Annotated in this window: 25 protein-coding genes; 6 read left to right on the top strand and 19 right to left on the bottom strand. The window is 37.3% G+C overall.

Annotated elements, in window-relative coordinates; all coding sequences use genetic code 11:
- Positions 1 to 33: 33 nt before the first annotated feature.
- The 3 genes from NV377_RS23850 to NV377_RS23860 form a co-directional block, all read right to left on the bottom strand.
- A complete protein-coding gene (locus NV377_RS23850; RefSeq protein ID WP_258203327.1) occupies positions 34 to 1056 on the bottom strand; it encodes a bifunctional glycosyltransferase family 2/GtrA family protein in 1023 nt (340 codons plus the stop codon).
- Positions 1057 to 1088: 32 nt separating this feature from the next.
- Positions 1089 to 2030 (bottom strand): phosphodiester glycosidase family protein, encoded by a 942-nt coding sequence (locus tag NV377_RS23855; protein WP_258203328.1) that lies wholly within the window; start codon positions 2028 to 2030, stop codon positions 1089 to 1091.
- Between the two features lie 218 nt (positions 2031 to 2248).
- Positions 2249 to 2953, bottom strand: coding sequence for a gamma-glutamyl-gamma-aminobutyrate hydrolase family protein (locus NV377_RS23860; protein ID WP_258203329.1), 705 nt, complete (start codon positions 2951 to 2953; stop codon positions 2249 to 2251).
- A 276-nt stretch (positions 2954 to 3229) separates the two neighbouring features.
- On the opposite strand from NV377_RS23860, the gene NV377_RS23865 reads away from it, so the two are divergent.
- The 5 genes from NV377_RS23865 to NV377_RS23885 all read left to right on the top strand — a co-directional run bounded on the left by NV377_RS23865 (position 3230) and on the right by NV377_RS23885 (position 8490).
- On the top strand, positions 3230 to 4960 hold the full coding sequence (locus NV377_RS23865; protein WP_258203330.1) for an ABC transporter ATP-binding protein: 1731 nt from the start codon (positions 3230 to 3232) through the stop codon (positions 4958 to 4960).
- Complete coding sequence (locus NV377_RS23870) at positions 4953 to 6785, top strand: ABC transporter ATP-binding protein (RefSeq protein ID WP_258203331.1); 1833 nt, start codon at positions 4953 to 4955, stop codon at positions 6783 to 6785. The genes NV377_RS23865 and NV377_RS23870 overlap by 8 nt, the downstream gene beginning before the upstream one ends.
- Before the next feature lie 98 nt (positions 6786 to 6883).
- Positions 6884 to 7111 carry a hypothetical protein gene (locus NV377_RS23875; RefSeq protein ID WP_258203332.1) on the top strand — a complete coding sequence of 76 codons (228 nt, stop codon included), beginning with the start codon at positions 6884 to 6886 and terminating at the stop codon, positions 7109 to 7111.
- Between the two features lie 159 nt (positions 7112 to 7270).
- A complete protein-coding gene (locus tag NV377_RS23880; protein ID WP_258203333.1) occupies positions 7271 to 8080 on the top strand; it encodes a methyl-accepting chemotaxis protein in 810 nt (269 codons plus the stop codon).
- A 224-nt stretch (positions 8081 to 8304) separates the two neighbouring features.
- Positions 8305 to 8490 (top strand): YjzC family protein, encoded by a 186-nt coding sequence (locus NV377_RS23885; protein ID WP_258203334.1) that lies wholly within the window; start codon positions 8305 to 8307, stop codon positions 8488 to 8490.
- A 193-nt stretch (positions 8491 to 8683) separates the two neighbouring features.
- On the opposite strand, the gene NV377_RS23890 is transcribed toward NV377_RS23885, so the two are convergent.
- From NV377_RS23890 to NV377_RS23920, 7 genes are all read right to left on the bottom strand, one after another.
- Positions 8684 to 9802: a 5-methyltetrahydropteroyltriglutamate--homocysteine S-methyltransferase gene (locus NV377_RS23890; protein ID WP_258203335.1), complete on the bottom strand. Its 1119-nt coding sequence runs from the start codon at positions 9800 to 9802 to the stop codon at positions 8684 to 8686.
- A 166-nt stretch (positions 9803 to 9968) separates the two neighbouring features.
- On the bottom strand, positions 9969 to 10868 hold the full coding sequence (locus NV377_RS23895) for a LysR family transcriptional regulator (protein WP_258203336.1): 900 nt from the start codon (positions 10866 to 10868) through the stop codon (positions 9969 to 9971).
- 282 nt (positions 10869 to 11150) lie between these two features.
- The gene (locus NV377_RS23900) at positions 11151 to 11750 is read right to left on the bottom strand and encodes an NADPH-dependent FMN reductase (RefSeq protein ID WP_258203337.1); all 600 of its coding nucleotides are present in this window, start codon (positions 11748 to 11750) and stop codon (positions 11151 to 11153) included.
- 10 nt (positions 11751 to 11760) lie between these two features.
- Complete coding sequence (locus NV377_RS23905; RefSeq protein ID WP_258203338.1) at positions 11761 to 12741, bottom strand: ring-cleaving dioxygenase; 981 nt, start codon at positions 12739 to 12741, stop codon at positions 11761 to 11763.
- Positions 12742 to 13122: 381 nt separating this feature from the next.
- The gene (locus tag NV377_RS23910) at positions 13123 to 14127 is read right to left on the bottom strand and encodes a stalk domain-containing protein (protein ID WP_258203339.1); all 1005 of its coding nucleotides are present in this window, start codon (positions 14125 to 14127) and stop codon (positions 13123 to 13125) included.
- Between the two features lie 129 nt (positions 14128 to 14256).
- Positions 14257 to 14742 (bottom strand): hypothetical protein, encoded by a 486-nt coding sequence (locus NV377_RS23915; protein ID WP_258203340.1) that lies wholly within the window; start codon positions 14740 to 14742, stop codon positions 14257 to 14259.
- Positions 14739 to 14936 carry a hypothetical protein gene (locus NV377_RS23920; RefSeq protein ID WP_258203341.1) on the bottom strand — a complete coding sequence of 66 codons (198 nt, stop codon included), beginning with the start codon at positions 14934 to 14936 and terminating at the stop codon, positions 14739 to 14741. Before NV377_RS23920 ends, NV377_RS23915 begins: the two co-directional genes overlap by 4 nt.
- 166 nt (positions 14937 to 15102) lie before the next feature.
- On the opposite strand from NV377_RS23920, the gene NV377_RS23925 reads away from it, so the two are divergent.
- Positions 15103 to 15363: a hypothetical protein gene (locus NV377_RS23925; RefSeq protein WP_258203342.1), complete on the top strand. Its 261-nt coding sequence runs from the start codon at positions 15103 to 15105 to the stop codon at positions 15361 to 15363.
- A gap of 135 nt (positions 15364 to 15498) precedes the next feature.
- Here the strand turns inward: NV377_RS23925 and NV377_RS23930 are convergent, their stop codons facing one another.
- The 9 genes from NV377_RS23930 to NV377_RS23970 all read right to left on the bottom strand — a co-directional run bounded on the left by NV377_RS23930 (position 15499) and on the right by NV377_RS23970 (position 23483).
- Entirely contained in the window at positions 15499 to 16581 is a 1083-nt protein-coding gene (locus NV377_RS23930) for an SIS domain-containing protein (protein ID WP_308860222.1), read from the bottom strand.
- A gap of 63 nt (positions 16582 to 16644) precedes the next feature.
- Positions 16645 to 17406 carry a ThuA domain-containing protein gene (locus NV377_RS23935; RefSeq protein ID WP_258203344.1) on the bottom strand — a complete coding sequence of 254 codons (762 nt, stop codon included), beginning with the start codon at positions 17404 to 17406 and terminating at the stop codon, positions 16645 to 16647.
- Between the two features lie 46 nt (positions 17407 to 17452).
- Positions 17453 to 17863, bottom strand: coding sequence for a VOC family protein (locus NV377_RS23940; RefSeq protein ID WP_258203345.1), 411 nt, complete (start codon positions 17861 to 17863; stop codon positions 17453 to 17455).
- Positions 17864 to 17871: 8 nt separating this feature from the next.
- Entirely contained in the window at positions 17872 to 18672 is an 801-nt protein-coding gene (locus NV377_RS23945; RefSeq protein ID WP_258203346.1) for a carbohydrate ABC transporter permease, read from the bottom strand.
- Positions 18665 to 19609 (bottom strand): carbohydrate ABC transporter permease, encoded by a 945-nt coding sequence (locus tag NV377_RS23950; RefSeq protein WP_258203347.1) that lies wholly within the window; start codon positions 19607 to 19609, stop codon positions 18665 to 18667. Before NV377_RS23950 ends, NV377_RS23945 begins: the two co-directional genes overlap by 8 nt.
- Before the next feature lie 117 nt (positions 19610 to 19726).
- Positions 19727 to 21007: an ABC transporter substrate-binding protein gene (locus tag NV377_RS23955; protein ID WP_258203348.1), complete on the bottom strand. Its 1281-nt coding sequence runs from the start codon at positions 21005 to 21007 to the stop codon at positions 19727 to 19729.
- A 34-nt stretch (positions 21008 to 21041) separates the two neighbouring features.
- Positions 21042 to 21848 carry a sugar phosphate isomerase/epimerase family protein gene (locus NV377_RS23960; RefSeq protein WP_258203349.1) on the bottom strand — a complete coding sequence of 269 codons (807 nt, stop codon included), beginning with the start codon at positions 21846 to 21848 and terminating at the stop codon, positions 21042 to 21044.
- Positions 21845 to 22492, bottom strand: a complete 648-nt coding sequence (locus NV377_RS23965) for a ThuA domain-containing protein (RefSeq protein ID WP_258203350.1) — start codon at positions 22490 to 22492, stop codon at positions 21845 to 21847. Before NV377_RS23965 ends, NV377_RS23960 begins: the two co-directional genes overlap by 4 nt.
- Before the next feature lie 28 nt (positions 22493 to 22520).
- Complete coding sequence (locus tag NV377_RS23970) at positions 22521 to 23483, bottom strand: ROK family protein (RefSeq protein ID WP_258203351.1); 963 nt, start codon at positions 23481 to 23483, stop codon at positions 22521 to 22523.
- Positions 23484 to 23495: the final 12 nt, after the last annotated feature.

Consider the following 23495-nt stretch of genomic DNA (forward strand, 5'->3'; position numbering starts at 1 on the left):
GCATAAAAGGTTTGTTACTACTAGTTATTAGTGTCATCTTAAGAATACAAATCTTCGCTGAATCCAGTAGCTACCCACGAACAATAATACTTCTGTAAAGAGCTTCGAGATGATTAGAGACACTTGGATACCTTCAGTTAATCCATAAAGTAATGCATAATTCAAAGCTAACAATATTGTTGCCAAAAAATAATATCTAGGTAATGAGTGCCTTAACGTTGCGACTTCGTTATTAGTTTTTCTAAATACAATTTTCAAATTAAGGATGTAATTGAATAATGAACTGAAAATTCTAGCACCAATAACTGAAAATAATAAATCATCACTGATCCAATTCAAAAACAGAACAAGTAAAAAATCTATAAGAAAAGAACAAAAGGACGAAGCTCCAAATCGAAAAAACGGTACATATACTTCTATGGAATCTCTGATCGGTCGAAAATGAGAAGATTCATTACCTTTAATGTAGACCGTTTCTATCATTATCTCTTCTATGTTTATCTTATCTTCATGGGCAGTGAGTAACATATTCATTTCATACTGAAAACGATCACCCAGTATCGAACAAAGCCACGGCAACAATTGTGATGAATAAGCACGCAAGCCCGTCTGGGTATCACTAACGGATATTCCAGTTGCAAAGCGATATACTTTTTTCGTAAGTTCATTACCAAGGCGACTGCGCAGCGGTACTTCTCCTACAAAATGTCTACAGCCAAGTACGATTGTATTTTCTTTACCATAGATATGAGCTCCGGCGGTAATAATATCTTTCGGTTTATGCTGTCCATCACTATCAGCGCAGACAATAACTCCGTTATAATTTTGAGCAATTAATTGTTGAAAAGCAGATTTCAGTGCCGTACCTTTCCCATAGTTCCGTTCATGTGTTATCACTTCACATCCTAGTTGCTCTAATTCATTAAATATGTGATGATAAGCTGCGCCACTTCCATCATCGACAACTAAAATTTGTGATATTCCATTCTCGCTTAGTTGTTTTACTAGTTCTATAACACGAACATCAGGTTCATATGCTGGTATAACAATTTTCATGCTCATCCATCCTTAGCGTTAAGAAGTAGCTATCATTCATAACCGATATATATAATGTCACTCACTTCTCGTTCTTTGTTTTTCCCTAGTGGGTTGTTAACGATATTGCCCATAAAGTACATCGTCGATGATCCTCCACCGTCAAGGTTATAAGCTACTTGTGCACCTAACTCTTCAAATAGTTCAGCAAATTCATTCAATGTCATGCCACGACTGTAACCTGACTTCCTACCATCCACGACAACTAAAATGTAATGATTCTTATCAATCCAACCAATACCAGTCCGAGGATTAGCGTTTTGAATGGAGCGATTGCCAAAATTTTTATCAATGCTCACTTTATCAAAGTCATCATACGCTACACTATTTTCAACTAATACTGGTCCAAATGAAAAAGTTTGAGCGGCATCATCGGCTAGTAACTGCTCACCACTAGTTAACTCTTCGTCAAAGGCAGCCATTACGCCGCTAGAATACATGACTAATCCATCTCGCGTTGAATCATCCCTTAATAGTTGTCCGTTGCGAATAACGATGCCATCATCACGAAAGCCATAGTAATCACCATTAATCGCTAATATCGCATGATTGTCTTCAGCAATAGATGAAGTGTAATCAATAATATTGCGGCCAAACTGATTGTTTGCTAGGGCAGTTCGCAAGTAGCTTTGATCTTGCAACTGAACATCGGCAACAAAATATGTAATCATATCTTCACCAGTACCTACTTCATGTTGCTCGATTTGAATATTAATATTTTCATCTTCATAATTCCAATCATCATATGTTGCTACATTATTGTCGTCGTTGTTCACCACATTATTATTGGTACCCACTTCTACTTGAGAAGGTTCTAGTTGATTAAGATCAATCTCCACATCAGAGATGAGATATCTCTTCGCTAAGGCATAAACAATTATCCCAATTACAATCAACATAATAAGTAAGATGGCTAATATTTTTTTCTTATTCATAGGGATCTTTCCTCTACATCGAATTATTTCATTACATTGCAACATCAAAAAGTTGGCTTTCTATCTGTTTTTCTAACGATAGCTTATAAACTTATTGTAAATTCGCATGCTGAGTTCAACCTTATCGCTAACTGAGAGTTTCATGAAAACAAAAAAAGTCCCATGCTCGCCATCATTGGCAACATGGGACTTATTCACAACCTTATCATTGAAATTAACTATGAAGCTGCTTCTACAAAACTTTTGAAAATCTTTTTACTTACATTATCAACAACATATGAGAACTCGGGATGCCATTGGACTGCTACTAAGTAGCGGTATGCAGGGTGTTCAATAGCTTCAATAATACCATCTTTAGCAGTAGCCATCACTTTACAACCAGGAGCAAGAATATCAATCGCTTGATGATGATAACTATTCACAGCTAACCGATTTTTCCCAACAATCCGATATAGCGAACTTTTCCGTTGTACTTCAACTTCATGTGATGGTGTTGCATAGGGAGGTTTTTGAATATGCTTAAGTTGACTTTTCAATTGAGATGGTAAATCTTGATACAATGTTCCACCAAGTAAAACATTAAAAATTTGAATTCCTCTACAAATACCTAACAACGGTAAATCTACAGCGAGCGCTAATTGAAATAGTTTTTTCTCCATCTCATCACGTTCATGTATGCTTATTCCGCATTGTTCCAATCTTTCTTGCCCATATAACGATGGGTCCACGTCATGCCCGCCAGTGAACAGTAAACCATCCATGCCTGTAGCGATTTGTTCTAAATTCGCTTGATCAACAGTTAGCGGAAGCATAACTGGAATCGCACCCGCTTCCTCGAGGGCTTTCATGTATGCAGGTAACATCCAATAACTTTCCTTCTGTTCATCATACAGTGGTAGTACTCCGATCAATGGCTTTCTCATCTCTCTCACTCTCCAATAACCAATAGCTTATCAGGTTATGACGCTATTTTTCTCTATATCTTTATTGTAAATGAGTTGATCAAAACACTGAATGAACTTAACTGATCATAATTTATACTTCGTGCACGATTAATACCACAATCTTCCTTACGTTCAATCTATATCTATCGCTTCGAACTAAAAATCTAACTATACCTACAATGTCTAATTACAGTACAATTAAATTTGTCACTGTAAAGCAGTATACATATTTGGTGAAAGATATTGAGGTGTTGTATGAAACAGTTATTCAAATACATTCGTCCCCACTGGGTAGCAGCAATACTAGCTCCATCATTTATGATTTTGGAAGTTAGTATGGACTTGTTACAGCCGTTATTTATGGCAACAATTATTGATCATGGTATTATGGCAGGTTCACAATCACATATACTACAAACTGGATTATATATGATTGCCGCTGCAATTATAGGACTACTAGGTGGTGTTGGCTGTACCATCTTTGCTTCTTATGCTTCAATGCGCTTTGGTCAAGATTTGAGGCAGGATGTCTTCCATCATGTTCAAAATTTTTCATTCCGTAATATTGATCAATTAGAAGCTGGCTCTCTAATAACAAGATTAACGAATGATATTGTGCAACTACAAAACGTGGTACAAATGCTATTGAGAGTACTTGTTCGATCTCCGTTATTGATGATCGGCAGTATTGTGATGACAGTTTTCATTAGTCCTAAACTAGCAATCATAGTCGCTATTTCCGTCCCTATACTCTTCATCGTTATGTTCTTCATCATTCGCGGGACATTACCTCTGTTCACAAAAGCACAATCAAGACTCGATCGAATTAATACTGTTTTACAGGAGAATTTAGCTGGTATGCGCGTGTCTAAAGCATTTGTTAGACGCCAATACGAAAAGGATCGGTTTGGTAAAGCGAATAATGATTTTACAACTCAATCCGTTAAAGCACAACGACTAGTATCTATTAATGCTCCGATATTATCGATGATCTTGAATGTCAGTATTATCGCTGTATTATTGTTAGGCGGCAAAGATGTTATTAATGAATCATTCGAAGTTGGTAGTTTAGTAGCTTTTATTAACTACGTGACACAAGTACTATTTGCGGTATCTTCCGTGGCGATGCATCTCGTGCGTGTAAGTAGTGCGAAGATTAGTGCTGATCGTGTACTAGAAGTGTTGAATACAGAATCAGATCTTATCGAAACCTCGATGCAGGATAGAGAAATTTTGGGACAAGTCGAGTATTATAACGTGTCATTCCGCTACAGATCAGATCAAGTTAGTGATACGTTACGACATATTAATTTCAAAGTTGAAGCAGGTCAAAAAATTGCTATTATCGGAGCAACTGGATCAGGTAAATCCACCTTGCTACAACTAATACCAAGACTATATGATGTGTCAGAAGGACAAATTCTTATCGATGGAATTGACGTCAAACAATATTCATTCGCTAGTCTTCGATCTCAAACGGCGATGGTATTGCAAGAAACGATTCTGTTTTCTGGTACTATACGTGAAAATATATGCTACGGAAGACCTAAAGTTTCAGAGCAAGAGATGATTGCTGCTGCGATGGCGGCTCAAGCTGATGAGTTTATCGTTGCGATGAAAGATGGTTACGATACAGTGATTGGACAACGTGGGGTCAACCTTTCCGGTGGACAGAAACAACGGATCTCGATTGCAAGAGCATTATTAATGAAGCCTGCTATATTGCTCTTAGATGATAGTACAAGTGCAATTGACACTCGTACAGAAGGATATATACAAACAGCACTGCGTCAACTTATGCATGGCCGAACGACATTTATCGTTGCTCAGAAAATTAGTTCTGTCATTGATGCTGACCTAATCCTAATAATGGAACATGGAGAAATTGTCGCTCAAGGTAAGCACGAACAATTAATCGTTCATTCACCGCAATATCGTGAAATCTATCAGTCGCAACTTGGACAAGAGGAGGTTAGCTATGAGTAAGTCAACAGGAACACCACCCCCTTCTACTCCAGACTTTAGTATGCGCGGCGGATCTCAAGGTCATATCGGAATGAAGAAAGTAAAGCCAAAAAATACATGGTCTACGTTGAAGCGAATATGGAACTACCTTTCTATTAATCGCAGTGGTCTAATCATCGTTGTTATATTTACAATAGTAACGACTTTACTCTCCCTTGCAGCTCCTTATCTGTTAGGTGTCGCAATCGATGACTATATTATTCCTCGTAACTGGAATGGACTTGTACAATGCGCAATAGTTTTACTCATTGTATATATTAGCGTCTCGCTAACTGCATGGATTCAACAACATATGATGGTCAAAGTTTCATTATTTACAGTAAGAGACATGCGCCAAGCCATATTCAATGCGATGCAGAAATTGCCTATTTCATTCTTCGATACGCGCACTCATGGTGAGCTTATGAGTCGTACGACGAATGATGTTGAGAATGTTTCCGTAACATTGAATTCAACGACTACACAATTACTTTCCAGCATTATTTCTTTAATTGGATCGTTAGCGATTATGCTATATCTTAATGTTTGGTTAACGTTGATCAGTATGGTTACGATTCCAGTTGTCATGTTGTTCACTAAATATGTAGCAGGTTATACTCGCAAACAATTCTCTGAACAACAGAAAAAACTTGGTGAATTGAATAGTTTTATAGAGGAAACGATTTCTGGTCAGAAGGTTGTTCAAATATACGCTAGAGAACAAGTTGTTGAAGAACATTTCAACAAGCTGAACAGTACGTTAACGAAAAGTAGTATTTCTGCGCAAATATACTCTGGGTTAATTGGACCGACAATGAATGTATTGAACCATAGTAGCTTTACACTTATCGCTGCCGTTGGTGGCTGGATGGCATTCCATGATTATACTTCCGTAGGTATTATTGTTGCATTCGTTAATTATTCAAAGCAATTTCAACGTCCAATTAATGACCTAGCTAATCAGTTCAATATGGTACAATCCGCTGTTGCAGGTGCTGAGCGTGTCTTCGAAGTGATAGATATGAAGGATGAATATACTGATGCACAATTGAACCAGAATAAAAAAACAATTACTGGTGACGTAAGATTCGAAAAAGTTCAATTTGGATATAAACCAGATACTCCGATTCTGAAGGATATAACGCTACATGCTAAGCCAGGCCAAACGATTGCATTTGTTGGACCGACAGGAGCAGGAAAAACTACAATCATTAATGTACTTACAAAATTTTATGATATACAGCAAGGGCAAATATGGATTGACGGGCAAGAACTACATCAATTTGAGAAGGATGAATTACGTAGTCAACTTGGTCTTGTCCTCCAAGATCCTTATGTATATTCCGAAACTATTCGAGAAAATATTCGTTATGGTCGCTTAGATGCTACCGATGAGGAAGTAGAACAAGCAGCCAAGATTGCAAACGCTCATCGTTACATCAAGGAGTTACCACTTGGTTATGACACAATATTATCAAGTGGAGGCAGCAATATTAGTCAAGGTCAACGTCAGCTACTGACGATTGCTAGAGCAGTTCTCGCTAACCCTGCTATCCTTATACTGGATGAGGCAACGAGTAGTATCGATACACGAACAGAGATGCATATCCAAGCTGCCATGAAGAAATTGATGGCCGGTCGGACAAGCTTTGTTATTGCCCATCGCCTAAGTACGATTCGTGATGCGGATCAAATACTAGTTATTAAAGACGGTTCCATCATTGAACGCGGAAGTCATGATGACTTGCTTTCTGAGAATGGCTTCTACCATGATCTATATAATAGTCAATTCAAGCGAAATGGCTAATCGCAACCTTCTCCCTTAAGTTTCGTCTAATATGCATATATTGGTATTCTTCAGGAGTGTGAATATATGCAAAAAACGATGATTGGACTGTTACTGATTTGAACGCAGAACATATTGTGTCTTTACTAGAAACGATAAAGGATGAGACGTTCACACTTGATTCTGATCAAGACGAACGTGATGGATTCAGCTATGCAGTAGAACTATATGAAGGAGAGAAGCTCAAGATGGCCTTCTCTCCTAATAGTTTTAAGAAAAAGTACTATATCACTGATGAAAGCTTGACGATTTCACTTGAGCAGTTTTTTGATGGGACGACTGAGTGAAATTAGATAAAAATCCCCCCTAAAGGCTAATACCGCTCGCAGAGTTCTATTCAATTTTTCTTAAACTGCCCTATTATCCATTTTCCACGAAAAGGAATTAGTCTGTTATTGTCGAATAATATTAATTACATACAATAATAGACTATATTGGAGGCATTTATGAATCAGCTAGAAGCGTTACTCAAGGTAACTCCATTACTACAACAACTTTATAAAAATGAAGCAACAATGATTGCAATTACCGATCGCGAAAAATTTATCTATTTAGAAGCAGATCCATCCATGTTTGTTACTGCGGTTGGAGAACCCACTATTGCTGGTGATGGACTGTATGAATCGATGCGTGATAATGAAACATACTATGTTGAGATACCTAAAGAGGTTAGAGGTATGGCATTCAAGGCAGTCACGATGCCTGTTACCGACGATGAAGGCGAAATCATAGGATCATTCGGCGTAGGATGGTCACTAGCTCAGAAGGAGGCTCTTATTGGTACAGCTACCAATCTTGCAGCTTCCTTGGAACAGATTTCTGTCTCAGTTACTGATATTGCAGATAAAGCTCAAGCGTTAACAACAGCCCAAGAACATACTTCTGAACTTATGAAACAAATAAGCCAGCAAGCGAAACAAACGGCGGACATCTCTAAATTAATTGAAGAAGTAGCTGATCAAAGTCATTTACTTGGTCTAAATGCTGCAATTGAAGCTGCACGTGCCGGTGATCATGGACTTGGTTTCGGCGTTGTTGCCAATGAAATTCGCAAGTTAGCTCAACATAGCCGCGATGCGGTCAAAAATATTGAGCAAAGTTTGAAAGAGATTAATCAATCGATTCAAACCGTAGCAGACAAGGTTGCTGAAAGTACATTGATGATTCAGTCACAAGCAGCTGCAACACAAGAAGTTACAGCGAGCGTTGAAGAACTAAACTCACTTTCCGAAATATTAATTGATCTTGCCAAATAAATTATCTTTTCGTTATAAAATAAAGGCTAATGCTTTTCGTCGACTTCATATCGACACCAGAGCATTAGCCTTTTTATATGGGGATTCATACTTCTACTAATGTTTCTTTAATGAATTTCAACTTACTCCATAGTTACTTCTTTAGTAAGTATTGGTCGAGCAATTGTACATATTTCATCATGCTGCAGTTCATACTATGGATACTTATGTGGAGGTGAGAATGAATGGGAGAAAAAACAGAATTCAGTGCAGGTGAAAAAGCACCCAATACCGCTCATTATATCGAAATTGGCGAAAATGACCGCATTATGGGAATTAATAATCCGCAGAAAATATCATTGTCTGCTGGTGACGAATTTCCGAATACTTCAAACCACAATCGTAAATGGACGAAGATGGAGAGTAACTAATAATAAGTAATCAAATTATTATAATAACCAATAAAGCAAATTTGTTTGAATGTAAAAAGCTGCCTTCTATTTAAGAGGGCAGCTTAATTTTCTATGTCAATTGATCTTTGTGTAGATTAAAAGTGTCTTATACGAATCAAACTTTTCGATGGAGATTAGAAGCGTATGCTACGAAGTAGTCTTCTCATGGGGATTACTTACCCCATACTTCTTCTGAAATTTCTTTGATGAATTTCAATTTGTTCCACTGTTGCTCTTCAGTCAGAATATTACCTTCTTCTGTAGAAGCAAAACCACATTGTGGGCTCAAACATAGTTGATCAAGAGGAACATATTGTGCAGCCTCGTGAATACGAGCGATAATCGCTTCTTTCTCTTCGAGCTCTCCGATTTTGGAAGATACCAAACCAAGAACAATTTTTTGACCTTGTACATGTTTTAATGGTTCAAATGAACCTGATCTATCTGTATCAAATTCAAGATAGAAAGCATCATAATCTGTAATGCTGAATAGTGTATTCGCTACTGGATCATAGCTACCTGCACCCGCCCAAGTGGATTTGTAGTTACCACGACACACATGAGATGTGATAACAAGATCTTCTGGCAAATTAGCTACTGCATACTTGTTCAGCTCAGCATATACTTTACCGATATCTCCGACAAATACACCTTCTGCTTCTCTTGCTTTAATGAATGATTCATCACAAAGCATACCCCAAGTGCAATCATCGATTTGCAAACTACGGCAACCCGCAGCATAAATCGCTTTAATAAAACCTTGATAAGCATTAGCGATATCATGCAAGAGTTCATCGAAATTAGGGTAATGTTGTTGTAATGCTTCTTGGTTTTCAAAACGTTGAAGTTCAAGCAAAAGTTGGGCAGGAGCAGGAATTGTTTGTCTAGCAATCGCACTTTCGCCCGCTATTTCTTGCAAGAATTTGAAGTCGTTAATAAATGGGTGAGCACTAAATCCAATTTTACCAGATACACGTGCAGTTTCTGGACGAGACTCTACACCATGGAATACATAACCTTGAGGTACTCCTGCTTTTTCAACGCCATCTAGACCCCACATAAAGTCAAGATGCCACCATGAACGTCTAAATTCTCCGTCCGTTACAGCTTGTAATCCAACTTCTTTTTGTTTCGCTACAAGATTAATTATTTCTTGATCTTCTACTGCTCGCAGTTGTTCAGCTGTAATAGAGCCAGCTAGAAACTGTTGACGAGCTTGTTTTAATATTTCTGGTCGTAAGAAACTACCTACGACATCATTTTTAAATGGTGAATTGTGATTAGTGCACATAAATAAGCTCTCCTCTGATTGCGGATCTTTTGCTAGTCATTTCTACTATAACCGCAGTTCTCTTAGTCGTTGGATCAAGATTACCATAGCCAAGCTAATCATAAGTAACGCCAATAAACTATACCTAGATATAGTTTAAAGCTATAATAAGCGGTTTATTTGTTAATTATTCTATATGATGATGTAATGCTTCAATATATGATTCCGCCAAATGTGATAAACTCACATTTTTATGCGCTATCCAGCCGATTTCAATGTCATCAACGATTTCAAGTGGTACAGGTATAATATCATTACCATTGAGATCTTTACTCAGAACGCCTGATGAAATGGTATAACCGTTCAGACCGATAAGCAGATTGAATAAAGTCGCTCGATCAGTTACTTTAATACTTTTCGGACGAGAAACAGTGCTTAATATTTCTTCGGAGAAATAGAACGAGTTATATTCTCCTTGCTCAAAGCTGAGATATGGATATTCCTCTAGATCTTCCATCGTCACAGACGATTGCTTCGCTAACGGATTATTGACACTTATAAATACATGGGGCTTAGCAATAAATAAACGATGAAACATTAGATTCCCTTCTCTAAGTAATTTCGAAATAACTTTACGATTGAAATCATTTAGAAACAGTATACCAATCTCACTTCGCATCGATTTTACATCTTCAATAATTTCATGAGTCTTTGTCTCACGAAGCGCTAGTTCATATTGCAGTTGCCCATGTTGCTTCACAAGTTGTACAAATGCGTTTACGGCAAAAGCATAATGCTGAGTAGATACAGAGAAATGTTGTGGAGATGGTGCAGCATCCAAGTAGCGATTTTCCAATAGTTCAGCTTGCTCAACAACTTGGCGGGCATAACTAAGAAACTCAATACCTTCTTGAGTTAATGTTATTCCTTTATTGGTACGCTCGAAAATTGTAATACTAAGTTCATTCTCAAGCTCTTTGATCGCATTAGAAAGACTCGGTTGTGAGATGAATAGAAATCTAGCCGCTTCATTCATTGATCCACGCTTGTTAATTTCAAGTACATACTTTAATTGTTGTAATGTCATGAGTGCCTCCTACAGACATAATATATACTCATCATATCGAAACATGATTACATTGACTAGTACTAGCTCATTTATGATCAAGTATCATTTCTGGCAGTTATATTGTGAGAAGGTTAAATAACGGTTTAATTATTTTTTTCATTTGCTTAGTTTGGTTAACTCATCGCTTTCGATCATTAGTTTTGTTAAATAGAACGTTTACCTTCAAAACACAAAAAAGCATGTGCATTTTGAAGTGCACATGCTTTTTCATCCATATTAAGCTTTATATACTTTTTTCAATTAGCGAATTGTTTTCAGCGCAGTTGACCAAGGAATGACTTGATCAAGCATTTGATTAACAGAATCAGCTTGAACTTCCTTAGGTTTGAATACTGTACCGTTTTCGAAATCAGTGAATAGAGAAAGCGCTGGATGTACACGAACATCAGCAACTAATAATTCACCAAGAATACCACGTAAATGCTCAGCTGCACGTGCTCCGCCTACAGATCCATAAGAAACGATACCAGCAGCTTTGTTATTCCACTCTTCACGCAAGTAATCTAATGCATTTTTCAAAGCTCCAGTAATGGAGTGATTATATTCTTGAACGATAAATACAAAACCATCACAATCTTTAATGCGCGCAGACCATGCACCCGCTCCAGATGCGTCGCCTCCTGCTTCACCTAATAGTGGTAATTTGAAATCTGCGATATCAATAATTTCATATTGTGCATCATTACGTTTGTCTGCTACGCTTTTCACCCATTCACCAACTTGTGGACTAACGCGACCTTCACGAGTACTACCTAGAACTATACCAATTTTTAACATTTGAACTCCTCCATTGTTTTCATCTTTTTTGTTTGTACCAAATAAATTACTTAAAAAACCCATTGTACTCTGATTACTCCTTCGTAAATTCGATTGTACTTCTTACTGTGTTAATAGGTCTAACTTGCTTCTCAATCTGCTCACGTTTAGATTCAAGGAATGGTGGTAGTGATAACTTTTCACCAACCGTTTCATATTCCTCATCTCCCATGAAGCCAGGTCCATCTGTTGCAAGTTCAAATAAAATTTGAGGTGCAACTCGTGTATATAAAGACTCGAAGAAATGTCGATTAACATATCCCGAGGTGTTAAACCCAAAGCTTTCAAATCTTGCTGTCCACTCATCTAAGACAGTGCGATCCTCAACGCGGAAAGCAGCATGATGCACTGTGCCAAATCCCTGTCTGGCAGGTGGTAAGCTTTCATTATGCTCAACTATGATCTGAGCTCCATTTCCACCTAGACCTCCTTCAAACAAGTAATAACTACCCTCTTGTGCTATCTCCCGGAAAAGCATAACTTTCTCAAGCATTTCCTTAAAATATTTGAAGTTTGCAATACGGATGAAGATTGGACCTAGTCCAGTTATCGCATATTCCAATGGAATAGGACCTTTTTGCCACGGAGTGCCTGATTCAATTCCGCTGTTGTTTTCGTCTGAAATTAGCTGATATTGTTGATCATCAAAGTCGACGAAAGATAATGTTTTCTTACCGAATTGTTTTAGTATTCCGCTATGTTCAACTTTTAGTCGATCGAAACGTTTTACCCAATATTGCAAGGCAGCATCTGTAGGAACGCGGAATGACGTTTTTGAAATTTCATTCGTTCCATGAACCCCTTTAGCAATATTCGGGAAATCAAAGAATGTCATGTCAGTTCCAGCAGAACCTTTATCATCTGCAAAGAATAAGTGATAAGTTTGAATATCATCTTGGTTAACTGTTTTCTTTACTAATCTCATACCCAATGTATACGTGAAAAACTCATAATTTTTCTCTGCACTACTTGTAATCGCCGTAACATGATGAATACCTTTTAATTCATTTACCATTGTTACATCCCTCATTTCTGCCGATTATATTGTTGTTATCATACCCAGTATGAATACAATTGATAACATATCTTTAATTTAAGATATATGACAGATATACATGAATTCCTCCTATAACTACTAGTCGACAAGGATTTGTTCACTTATAACTATCACATCGATGCTATATAATACATAGCGATAAAATGATAGTGTGCATCATATATATCTCTAAATTAAAAATCTTAAACTTGAGATAATAATATCATGGGTATTTTACTTTGTCAAATGTTTTCTCCATTGAAATTATGCATAACATATTTCAACCTATTTTATTATTAACCTAATAACTAAGACTCAAAAAATACCAGTGACGTGATTATATGCCACTGCATTTCTATTCTACTTAATCGTCCACTTTAAAGAATCATCACTTGGTACTTGCTTCGAAAATGAAATTTTTCCATTATATTCAATGCATAACAACACTTTATCATTAGGTACTGAGAAAGTATAGGTTCTTTTGATTTCATCTCCAGAGCTAATATATCCAAAATGGCCCGACTGTTTCAAATATTGACCATTGGTTAGATACAATCTGAACGAGCCTTCAGTTTGCGTTAAATGATTAGCATTTCTAAGTGTATATGAAATCGAGTATTCGGTATAGTCAGTAAACTTTTTCTGTAATATCGAATTCATCGTGACCATCATAGTTGTTTCATCGTCTTGATAAGTTATATTTTGTTCTAGATAATTATATTCTTTTGTAAAAATATTCACATTGGTGCGTTTCAAACTCGCTTCTTCTACAATCTTCTCTCTCAAATAAATGTAACCATTATAATAAAAACCATCTCCTGGTTGTATATAGTTAATATGTTCAGTAAGAGGATACTTTTTAATTTGAGCATATGATTCAATAGAACTAATCGTATCCACCGAGAATGATTTACCAGAATCCATAATACTTATAGGCATATTAAATTTTTCTGTAGCCAACCATGAATTTATATAAATTTCATCATTCACTACAATTGCTGGCTCATGATTATTAGCAAAATAATTAAAAATGAAATCAGGTTGTTTGTTTCCATATATAGCTGTCCCAGTTTCCGAATCATATTTAATACTACCGTCGTGCTTTGTTGTCAATTTTATGGTATTAGTTACCTTGTCCCACTTAATATCTTGATTAAATGTTGTTGCGATATCTCGAACCGATAAGTATGTTGTATTGTTGTACATTAATGGAGTATTGTTTAGTTTTATTAGGTTATCATTACTAGTAACAGTGATTTCTCCTCTTAACCATGCCTTAATCGTTTCTACAGTTGAAGCCGCGTAAGTCGAGTTTGCTCCAAAAATTATTGCTGCACATACAAAGCCAAGAATGAATCTTTTCACAGGAACACCCCTCTACTATTTAGAATTATTATAGTAATAACAATACCACAAATTCTTATTATTGGAATTTAATTAATATAATCCCATAATAAATAACTCTTTTGAATAATTGCTGTTTGAGCTGAATTATTAGTAATGCAACTCATTCCATAATAATAGCGCTTCTTCTCTTGTGCTTGCTGGTGCCGCTATCCATAAGTCTTTCGTCGATTTGGAATCACTATCAATTGGTTCTAATATATTTATGCTTATCTTTTCAAAATCATCAGACATTGTAATAACTCCTAAAAAGACCGTACTCGGACTTCCACTTATACTTGAACTGTAATATAATATCCCCTCTGCACTTTTTGCTTCACCTTTACTAAGGGTTAATTCAATTTTATTATATGTTTTTGTAAACTCATAATTGTTAACGATAAATGATCCTTCGAATTTATAATCAGAAAACCATCGTTTATAAAACGAACCTTGAATCGTTATTATTGTATTTTCCACAACCGAATCATCGTCCATACGAAATTGTACTGCTGATAATTGTTTATCGATCTTATGCGGAATTCCCGATACTAGTATTATCAAACCCGCTAGGGCAGTTACTCCAAGTAATATCAACACCCCCATCCAGATTGGCTTAATGATCTTAAATATATTGTCACGTATATTTTGTGCAGCCATAAAATCATGATAAGCTTTCTCTTTATCTTAATTGACGTATTCTCAAATTGAGAAAAGTTAGGAATAATATCAAGTTTGGACTGAGCAGCATTGCTATCTTCTGAACCCTTAGCTACTTTAATATTAGTCATAAAATCATCTCCTCACTTGTTAAATACCGTATTAGATATTATACATTTGTCAACCAAATTTTCCCTATTATTGTATTATTAATGAATTCACCTTAAACCATTAAAACAGAACAAATCATTGATATAGAACAAATGTTCGTATATAATGATTTATGAGGTGATAGCAATGAACGAAAACATTACTTTATGTACAACACAGCAACAAATTAGCTCCACATTTACAACTTACAATGATAACTATGATCAGTTATTACAGGATATTATTATTTCAAAATCGCAACATGCGATGATCGAACTGCAATTATTTGACGAATATGAAGACTTACGCCTCATTGGAATGATCGAGGATATCGATGCCAAAAGGGGAGTCATTCGAATTGATGGAGAATGGTTTCAACTCAATAAAGTTAAAGGAATATCGCGCTAGATTAATTTTGAACTATGGTAATAAATAAGGCAGCATCTGTTCATATTACCAATGAACAAATGCTGCCTATTAAAATAGTAGAATATTAAAACAAATTTCACCGATATGTTTTAACCAAGAAAACGTCTCTTTATTCTACACATAATCTCCAGGTGCCGTTTTACTACTCATCGCCACTCCAAAATCTGTATAGATTCGCTGACTAAGATTATTTCCTCTGTCCTCTGCAACATGGTACGCAAGCACTTGGAACGGTATGACAAGAATAAGCGGCGCCATCCATTCGTTAATATCGAGATCTAATCCAATCGTACGAGCATCGCTCGAGGCTTCAAGCTGGATACCATACGTATAAGGAGTGTACTTACTTTCATATTGCTTTAATCGTATCATGCGATCTCGAACTTTACTTTCCGTCTCAATAAAGAAAATACGATGCTCTTTATTAACTTCCAAATATGGACCATGCATAAATGCTTCTAGCTCTATACCTCTTGTTGGTACACGAACCGTCTCAATAAATTTCGTTTCAAACTCATTTACCGTTCCAACAGAAGGTCCATATCCTATAGCTGTAAACTTTGACGCTACTAGAAGCTCGTCTTTAAACAGTTCGTAGAAACTCTCAGTCTTAGTAATAATACGATTAATAGAGCGGCATGCAAGGTTAAACTGATTCAACTGTCTCTGCACTTCATCCTCAGTAACCTTACCACTCAATTGACCTATTCGTAATCCCGTAAGCATCAAAGTTAACACCGTTGCCGTGAAACCTTTCGTGACATAGCCAACTCTCTCTTTCCCACAGCCTACATCTACCATAATATCTGCAACTTCAGACATGGCGCTTTGTACATCACTGGAAAAGGCTGCAATCGGAAGTCCACTTTCTTGTTTAATTCTCTCCAGTGCTCCGATAGTTGACGTAGATTGACCACTTTGAGAAACTCCGACAATATAATCAATATGATCTGACAATCGATCATAATTGGTGAAATGGAATGGTTCTCTTACATCTAAAATCGCACCTGTCATTTTCTCAACATAATAACGAGCACTTTGAGCAGCGTTAATACTTGAGCCTGTTGCAAGCAATATCCAATGCTTTCTTCCAAGAGCCTGTCTAGCAATCTCATCTACATTACTTGGATATTGACTTAAAATATTTGTAGTCATTTGTTCCTGCTCGAGAATATATGACTTCATCGTTGGTTTGATCTCCATCCTGATCCTCCTTATCCATCTCGTTATATTTTTTGATGGAATTCATCTGTATATGAACTACATGCAATGTGTTAGATTTTCTCGTGGGTCACCAGACAAATGACCTTCGCCTGACTGAATAATCATTTGCGGATCGGGAGCCATAAACCTTGCGGCATTTCGAAGCACTTTACGAATCTCCTCTTGATAATAGATTGGAAAAGTTTCATGACCTGGTGTGAATCCGAAAACTTTACCTCTTCCACGATCATAGAGAACTCCACTACGGCAAACATCTCCGCCTTCCCACCATGCGATAAATAATAATTTATCTGGATCAGGAATGATCATAGGTTCTCCATACATTTCGTCCTTTGGAATTTCGATACAATCAGTTATTCCTTGGCAAATAGGATGTCCTGGTGCTATGACCCATAGTCTTTCTTTCTCACCTTTAGGCATTGTACGAAAACGTCCCCATTCACCCGCTTCGAACTCAATACCTAATAAACGTTGCCATGGTTTAGAGAACGTAGCAGAATGTAGAGCTACAAAGCCCATACCATCTTGTACAACACGTTTACATACAGCATTAGCTACGCCATCATCTAATAAATTATTATCAATATGACTCCACCAAAATAGTACGTCTGTATTATTAAGTACCTCATCACTTAGTCCATGCAAGGGCATATCTTGAGTAGCTATCGTAACTTCAAATTCACTGTCTTCAAAAGCTTCTGCGATCGCTGTATGCATTCCGTCAGGATACACACTTTTTACAGGCTCGTATTTATCCTGATTATGCTCACAAAAAACGGTTACGCGAATTTTCCTCACTGTAAACTCCCCTTTTTTGATAATTAGGTAATTTATTTGATCAATTCTACTGCTCCGAATCAAGCTCTTGAATAAACTCAATCTCTTCTCCATCAAATCCGATAACATAAGCAAAATACATATAAACAGGTTTTGGTTTTGCTTCCAAAATATCTGCATAAGTAGGTTCAAGCTTGGGCTTAGCACCAGCTGCAATTGCTCTTTGATAGCTTGCTTGAATATCGTTAGTCCGTATCGCTACATGTAACCAGCGCCCCATCGGAGGAGTCTCCTCTTGTCCACCTTCGAAAACTTCAATACAAGCGCCATCTCCCATATCCATCATATAAACTTGTTTATCGCGGCCCCACATATGCTTAATAGTAAAACCTAAACCCTCTTGGTAAAACTTTATTGTTTGATCAAAATTATAAGAGGTCATACCAATATGATGAACACTTGGTTTTGCATCTTTCATATTCAATTCTATCCTTTCACTGCCCCTGCAACAGAGTTAATATAATTCTTTTGGAAGAAAACAAATACAATAATGATTGGAACGATAGAAATTATTGTTGCTGCAGCAATATAACCAAATTGGAAGTTAAATGCCCCTTTAAGATTATTTAGTGCTGCGGCGATAGGATATTTATCCGTATCGAGTACAATGATTGGCCATAGGAAGTTATTCCATTTGTTAATAAAATCAAAAATAATAACAGTAGATACTGTAGGCATAATTTGAGGAACCATTATGCGATACCAGATTTTTATTTCTGATGCACCATCGATTCTAGCTGCCTCGAGAACTTCATTCGAAACTGAGAAGTATGCTTGGCGAAACAGTATAATACTGAATACTGCCACTGAACTTGGTATAATAACAGCCCAATAGCTTCCCATCATTCCAAGTGCACCTACTGTGATATAATTGACAATCAACCCTGCTGCAGCTGGAAGAATCTGCGTAACAAGCAAAATAGAAATGACCCACTTTTTTCCATAAAAATCAAATTTGGCAAGCGGATATGCACATAAGGATGCAAAAACTACATCTAGTAAAATACCAAAGAAGGTCATATATAATGTATTCCATATATATTTGTGTAGCTGTAAAAATTCTACAACGCCCACATAGTTAGCAAAAGTTGGATTCTGAGGTATTAATGCCATCTCATAAATGTTCTCATTACCTTTGAATGATGTACTAAGCATCCAAAAGAAAGGTCCGGCACATATTATGGCAACAATAATTAAGATGACATATAAGAGCGCTTTTTTAGCCATTGTTCGATCCGCCCTTTCTACCATAAATAAAGATTAATAAACTGAAGAGCGTCGTAACAACACTCATAACTAATCCTGCTGCTGCAGAATAACCAAATTCAAAGGAACTGAACGCTTTGTTATAAGTATAGAGATTCATAACCATAGTTGCGCCATCTGGACCACCCTTTGTCATTGCAAATACGACATCGAACACACCAAGCGCTGATAGTACACTAAATAATGTACAGAACCAAATATACGGTTGTAGCATTGGAAGTGTAATCTTGAAGAACGCTACACTTTTGCTCGCTCCATCTATCATTGCCGATTCATGTAATTCAGCCGGAACAGACTGTAGCCCAGCCAAATATAACATCATGTAATAACCAAGACCTTGCCAAATCGTAACAAACATAAGAGAAAATAACGCATATTTCGTATCAGCTAGAAAATATATAGGTGAGTTGATGAGCCCCATATCGAGTAACAAACTATTAATTATTCCATCCTGATTGAAAATAAAACTCCACATAATAGAAATAGCAATCATAGATGTAATTACAGGTATATAATACATAACTCTAAAGAACACGATACCTCGTAGCTTAGTGTTGACTACCACTGCCAATAAAATAGATAGAATTTGCAATACAGGCACACAAGCCACAAAAAGAGCAGAGTTTTTCATAGCAATCCAAAATTCTTCATCCTGGAAAGCGCGCTTAAAATTATCAAACCCCACATAATGTGTTTCACCTATCGCTGAATAGTCTGTGAAAGCAAGTGGTATGCTGTATACGATTGGATAAATAACAAATAATGCTACTAGAATTAACGCTGGAGCCATGAAAAGATAGGCAATAATACTAATTCGAAGTTTTTTATTCACTTTTTTCACTGGCCTAACGTCATTCTTTGTGGGAATATGGCTTGAAGCGGCGCTAATACGTGCCATATGATTCATCTCCTTCATTGTGTAGTCCGCTACACTCATCGCTAGAATGAGGCAAACAAAGGACATTTAAAGATGGAGCTGATAGACAGCTCTACAGTCTGTCAGCTCCAAAACAACTTATTTCAACAATTCATTTACTTTAGCTTCTACATCATTTAATACAGTTTGAGGATCTTTGTTAGCTTGCATAATAGATTCGAACATACCGTTGATTGTAGAAGTAACTTCACTTTCCTTCTCTACGCCTAGACCCAAATCAAAACTTACCGCAGTAGCTTTAGCTGCCTCAGCACGCGCTTGACCAGACAACGTTTCTGTATCAGATGTGAAGAATGGATCTGCTGAAGCAGTTTGCGTTGTTGGCATAATAGCTGCTAGCTTTGCAAATTCCAATAAATATTTGTCACTTGCTACAAATGTCGCGAAGCGAATCGCTTCCTCTTGATGCTTAGATGCTTTAGGAATAGCTAGACTTTGCAGGGCACCTTGAGCAATACCAGCATTTCCAAGTAGCGGTGCTCGTACAGCAGTTTTACTAACAGAACCTGGTGCTTCATTTTCGATTCTTGTTACCGTTTGTGCTCCAAGGCTAATTAGTGCTAGCTTATCTTGTGCGTATAGCTTGATCATTTGATCCCAGCTATTCCAATCCGTTTTAGGCATCCAACCTTCATCTACACCTTTTTTGATTTCAGTTAAAAGCTCTAGTGCCTCTGGTGTGTTAAATGCTGCTGATTTCTTGTCAGCACTTAATATTTCAATACCGTTACTGTATAGCACTTGTGCCATCTCGTTAGGGAAATATAGGAATGCCCCAGTGTTTTCTTTCATTTGTTTTGCCATAGCAAGCATTTCTTTGTAGTTACTTGGTGGATTATCAAATCCAGCTTTTTGAATTAATTCTGTGTTATAAGTAGAGATCGGAGGAGTTACATACCAAGGAATACCGTACATTCCATCACCGATCATATTAGATTTTGTAAGACTTTCCAGATAAGGTGCTAGCTGTTCTGCACTTGCAGTTGTTTTCAGATCAACTAAAGCATCCTTCCCAGCCATACCTAACAATAGCGTTGTCCAAATGTTTACAACATCAGGTGCCTTGCTTCCAGCAATTTGAGCAACTAATTTAGATTGCATCGCATCGTACGGCAGATCTGTCCATTTGATCTTGATTCCTTCATTTTCACTTTCAAAATCTTTAATAATACCGTTAATATAATCTGTAAAGGTAGGTTGCAATGATAGTGTCCAGAACTCTAGCGTCACCGTTTCTTTCTTACCACCTTGAGTATTACCATTGTCTTTATTTCCAGTAGCTGATTGTGAAGATGATCCACATGCTGTCAATACAAAAAGTAAGGTAAATGTCATTAAAATAGCTAATGTTTTCTTCATTTGCTTATTCCCCCTATTTGATATACATCAAAAGTTATTCTGTTTTTGAAAGCGGTGTCATTCTTTTCATTACAAGTTGTATACTTTTCAGATCTCGTTCAGCAACCTCTAATTTATTACCTAATGTTTCGGCTTCATTCTCAATCGCAAGCCATTGACAATGCTCATTGTGGCAGTGATCGATAATACTTATCCATGGATTAAGATCAACTGGTGAGGCTACTGCCGTTTCAATCCCCCCTTCCAAACTATATGGCTTAGCATGTACAACCTTGATTCTTCCCGATGCTTCCTGTATAGCCTTTACAGGATCATAATGAGCCTCTAAGCAATTTCCAGTATCAAGCTCTAAGAAAATAGTTTTTTTCGTATGCTCAAGCAATATATTCCATGGCGTGATGCCATCGAAATCATCTTCAAACTCATGGGCATGGGTGTGGTAACCCAATGTCATACCTTCTGCTTCAACTTGCTCTGCGATTTCATTCATTTTTTTGGCATGGGCTAGCCAAGTATCCTTATTATTTTCCTCCGCAGTATGCGCTACATTCCATGGCCCACCCAAGCATGGAATAATAATATTTGGATTGCCAAGCTCTTTGTGATACAAAAGTGTTTCAGCAATTGTATCAGACTGTAATAGTTTCCACTCAACATGCCAGCCGCATATTTCTAGTTCATTGACTTCCAGAAGGCGCTTTACTTCGACTGCTGACCATCTAGTCTCACCATAGAACTCGACACCCTGATAGCCCATTTTTTTAATAGTTGAGAGCGTTTGTTCTAGATTTTTCTGAAGCTCTCCATATACGGTGTACATTGCTAGAGCTAATTTCATCATGCATTAGTCTCCTCGCTCTGTGTTAACCAATTAATGGTGTTAGTTGCCAGTTTAAGCATTTCTGAATCATTCTGCATTTCAAGCGTATGACCTTGACTAATTGCTGCTACTTTACCAGAACCATATGCATGACACCAAACACTAGCAGCTGTAATATCAACTGAAGTTGCACATGCTAGAAGATTAGTTCTAGTAATATCAATCTGACAAAAATAATGCTCATCTTTTTGTGTAAAAGGCTGTATTCCCTTCGTGATGGGATGCTCAACATTCAAAAGAGGAGTAACAGTAACTGGCGTTTGTTCAGGATGATGAACAAACCTACCCGAATTCAACTTCAAAAAGAACGGGCTCTGTTCGTCAATGAGCACAAGACCTGCATGATAGAACAGAATTCCCATGCCAGCCTCAACCTTTTTAATGACAAGTTCTTGCTCTTCAAATGAAATGTCTGCCTCTCCGTCAGGGCGACCATTCGTATACAGAATCGCAAGATCTGGACTTTTCTCCATCTCAATTAAATCTCGTAGACGTTCAGTCGTTGTAACTTCCCACTCTTCTGTGAATAGCTTTTGAATAGCAGGAGCAATCACTTCTTTCGGATGATAGAAATCGTTCCATATAATTACAACTTGTTTTTTCATAGTGTATACACTCCTTTTAGCGCTACAATTATTGAGATAACTGGTCTTGCTTCGTAAAACCTACTGCTGCTGCACCGATTAAACCTACTACTGTTGGATCTAACTGAGATAACTGCACTCCTTTATGAACCGTTTTCATAACTCTAATGTGAAGTCGTTTCGGTAGTTCTCTACGCATCCAACTACTTCCCGCAACTCCTCCGCCTAATAGAACAAGTTCTGGATTCGTTACTCGTACTAGGTTAACAATAAGCTCTGATGCTGCATCCACCGCATCATGCGCTATAAGAGTCGCAAGTGGATCACCTTCATCAGCAAGACCAAATATGTCTCTTGCATCAACAAAACCAAGGGCAGCGAGTTTGAGTAGTGGCGATTCTGGATATCTCTTACCGAGTAATTTAATTCTTCTATCCATCCCTCCACCTGATGCGAGCGCTTCTACACAACCAAAGCGTCCACAAACACAAGGCGTATTGCTTCGATAGTCTACCGATAAATGACCGACCTCACCTGAATCATTCTGGTATCCTCGAATTAAGCTGCCATCTGTAACAAAACCAGCGGCAATACCTGTCCCGATATTTAGATAAATAAAATCTTTACTGCTTTGACCAAGCCCGAACCTTAACTCAGCTTGAGTGGCTGCCTTAACATCATTATCGATGCCAACTGCCATCTGGAAGCGCTCCTCTAATATGCTAGTAATCGATATCGGATTTTTACGATCTGGATCAATCATGATCCATTTACCACTGCTTTGATCAACGAGCCCCACTATTCCTAAACCCATTACTTCAGGGTAGGGCTCAACAAACCCTACTGTAGAAATATAATCTTCTAATGAAAGCAGTATAAGCCTTAGCGCTTGCTCCTGATTTAGAAATCCTGAGGGATACTGCTTACTTCGCAGTATTACCCCCGATTTATTCACCTGACCAATTAGAAGTTTTGTTCCACCAAGATCTACACCAAGTACCGTTCTTTCCAAATCATGCACCGC

The sequence above is a fragment of the Paenibacillus endoradicis genome, assembly GCF_024721975.1.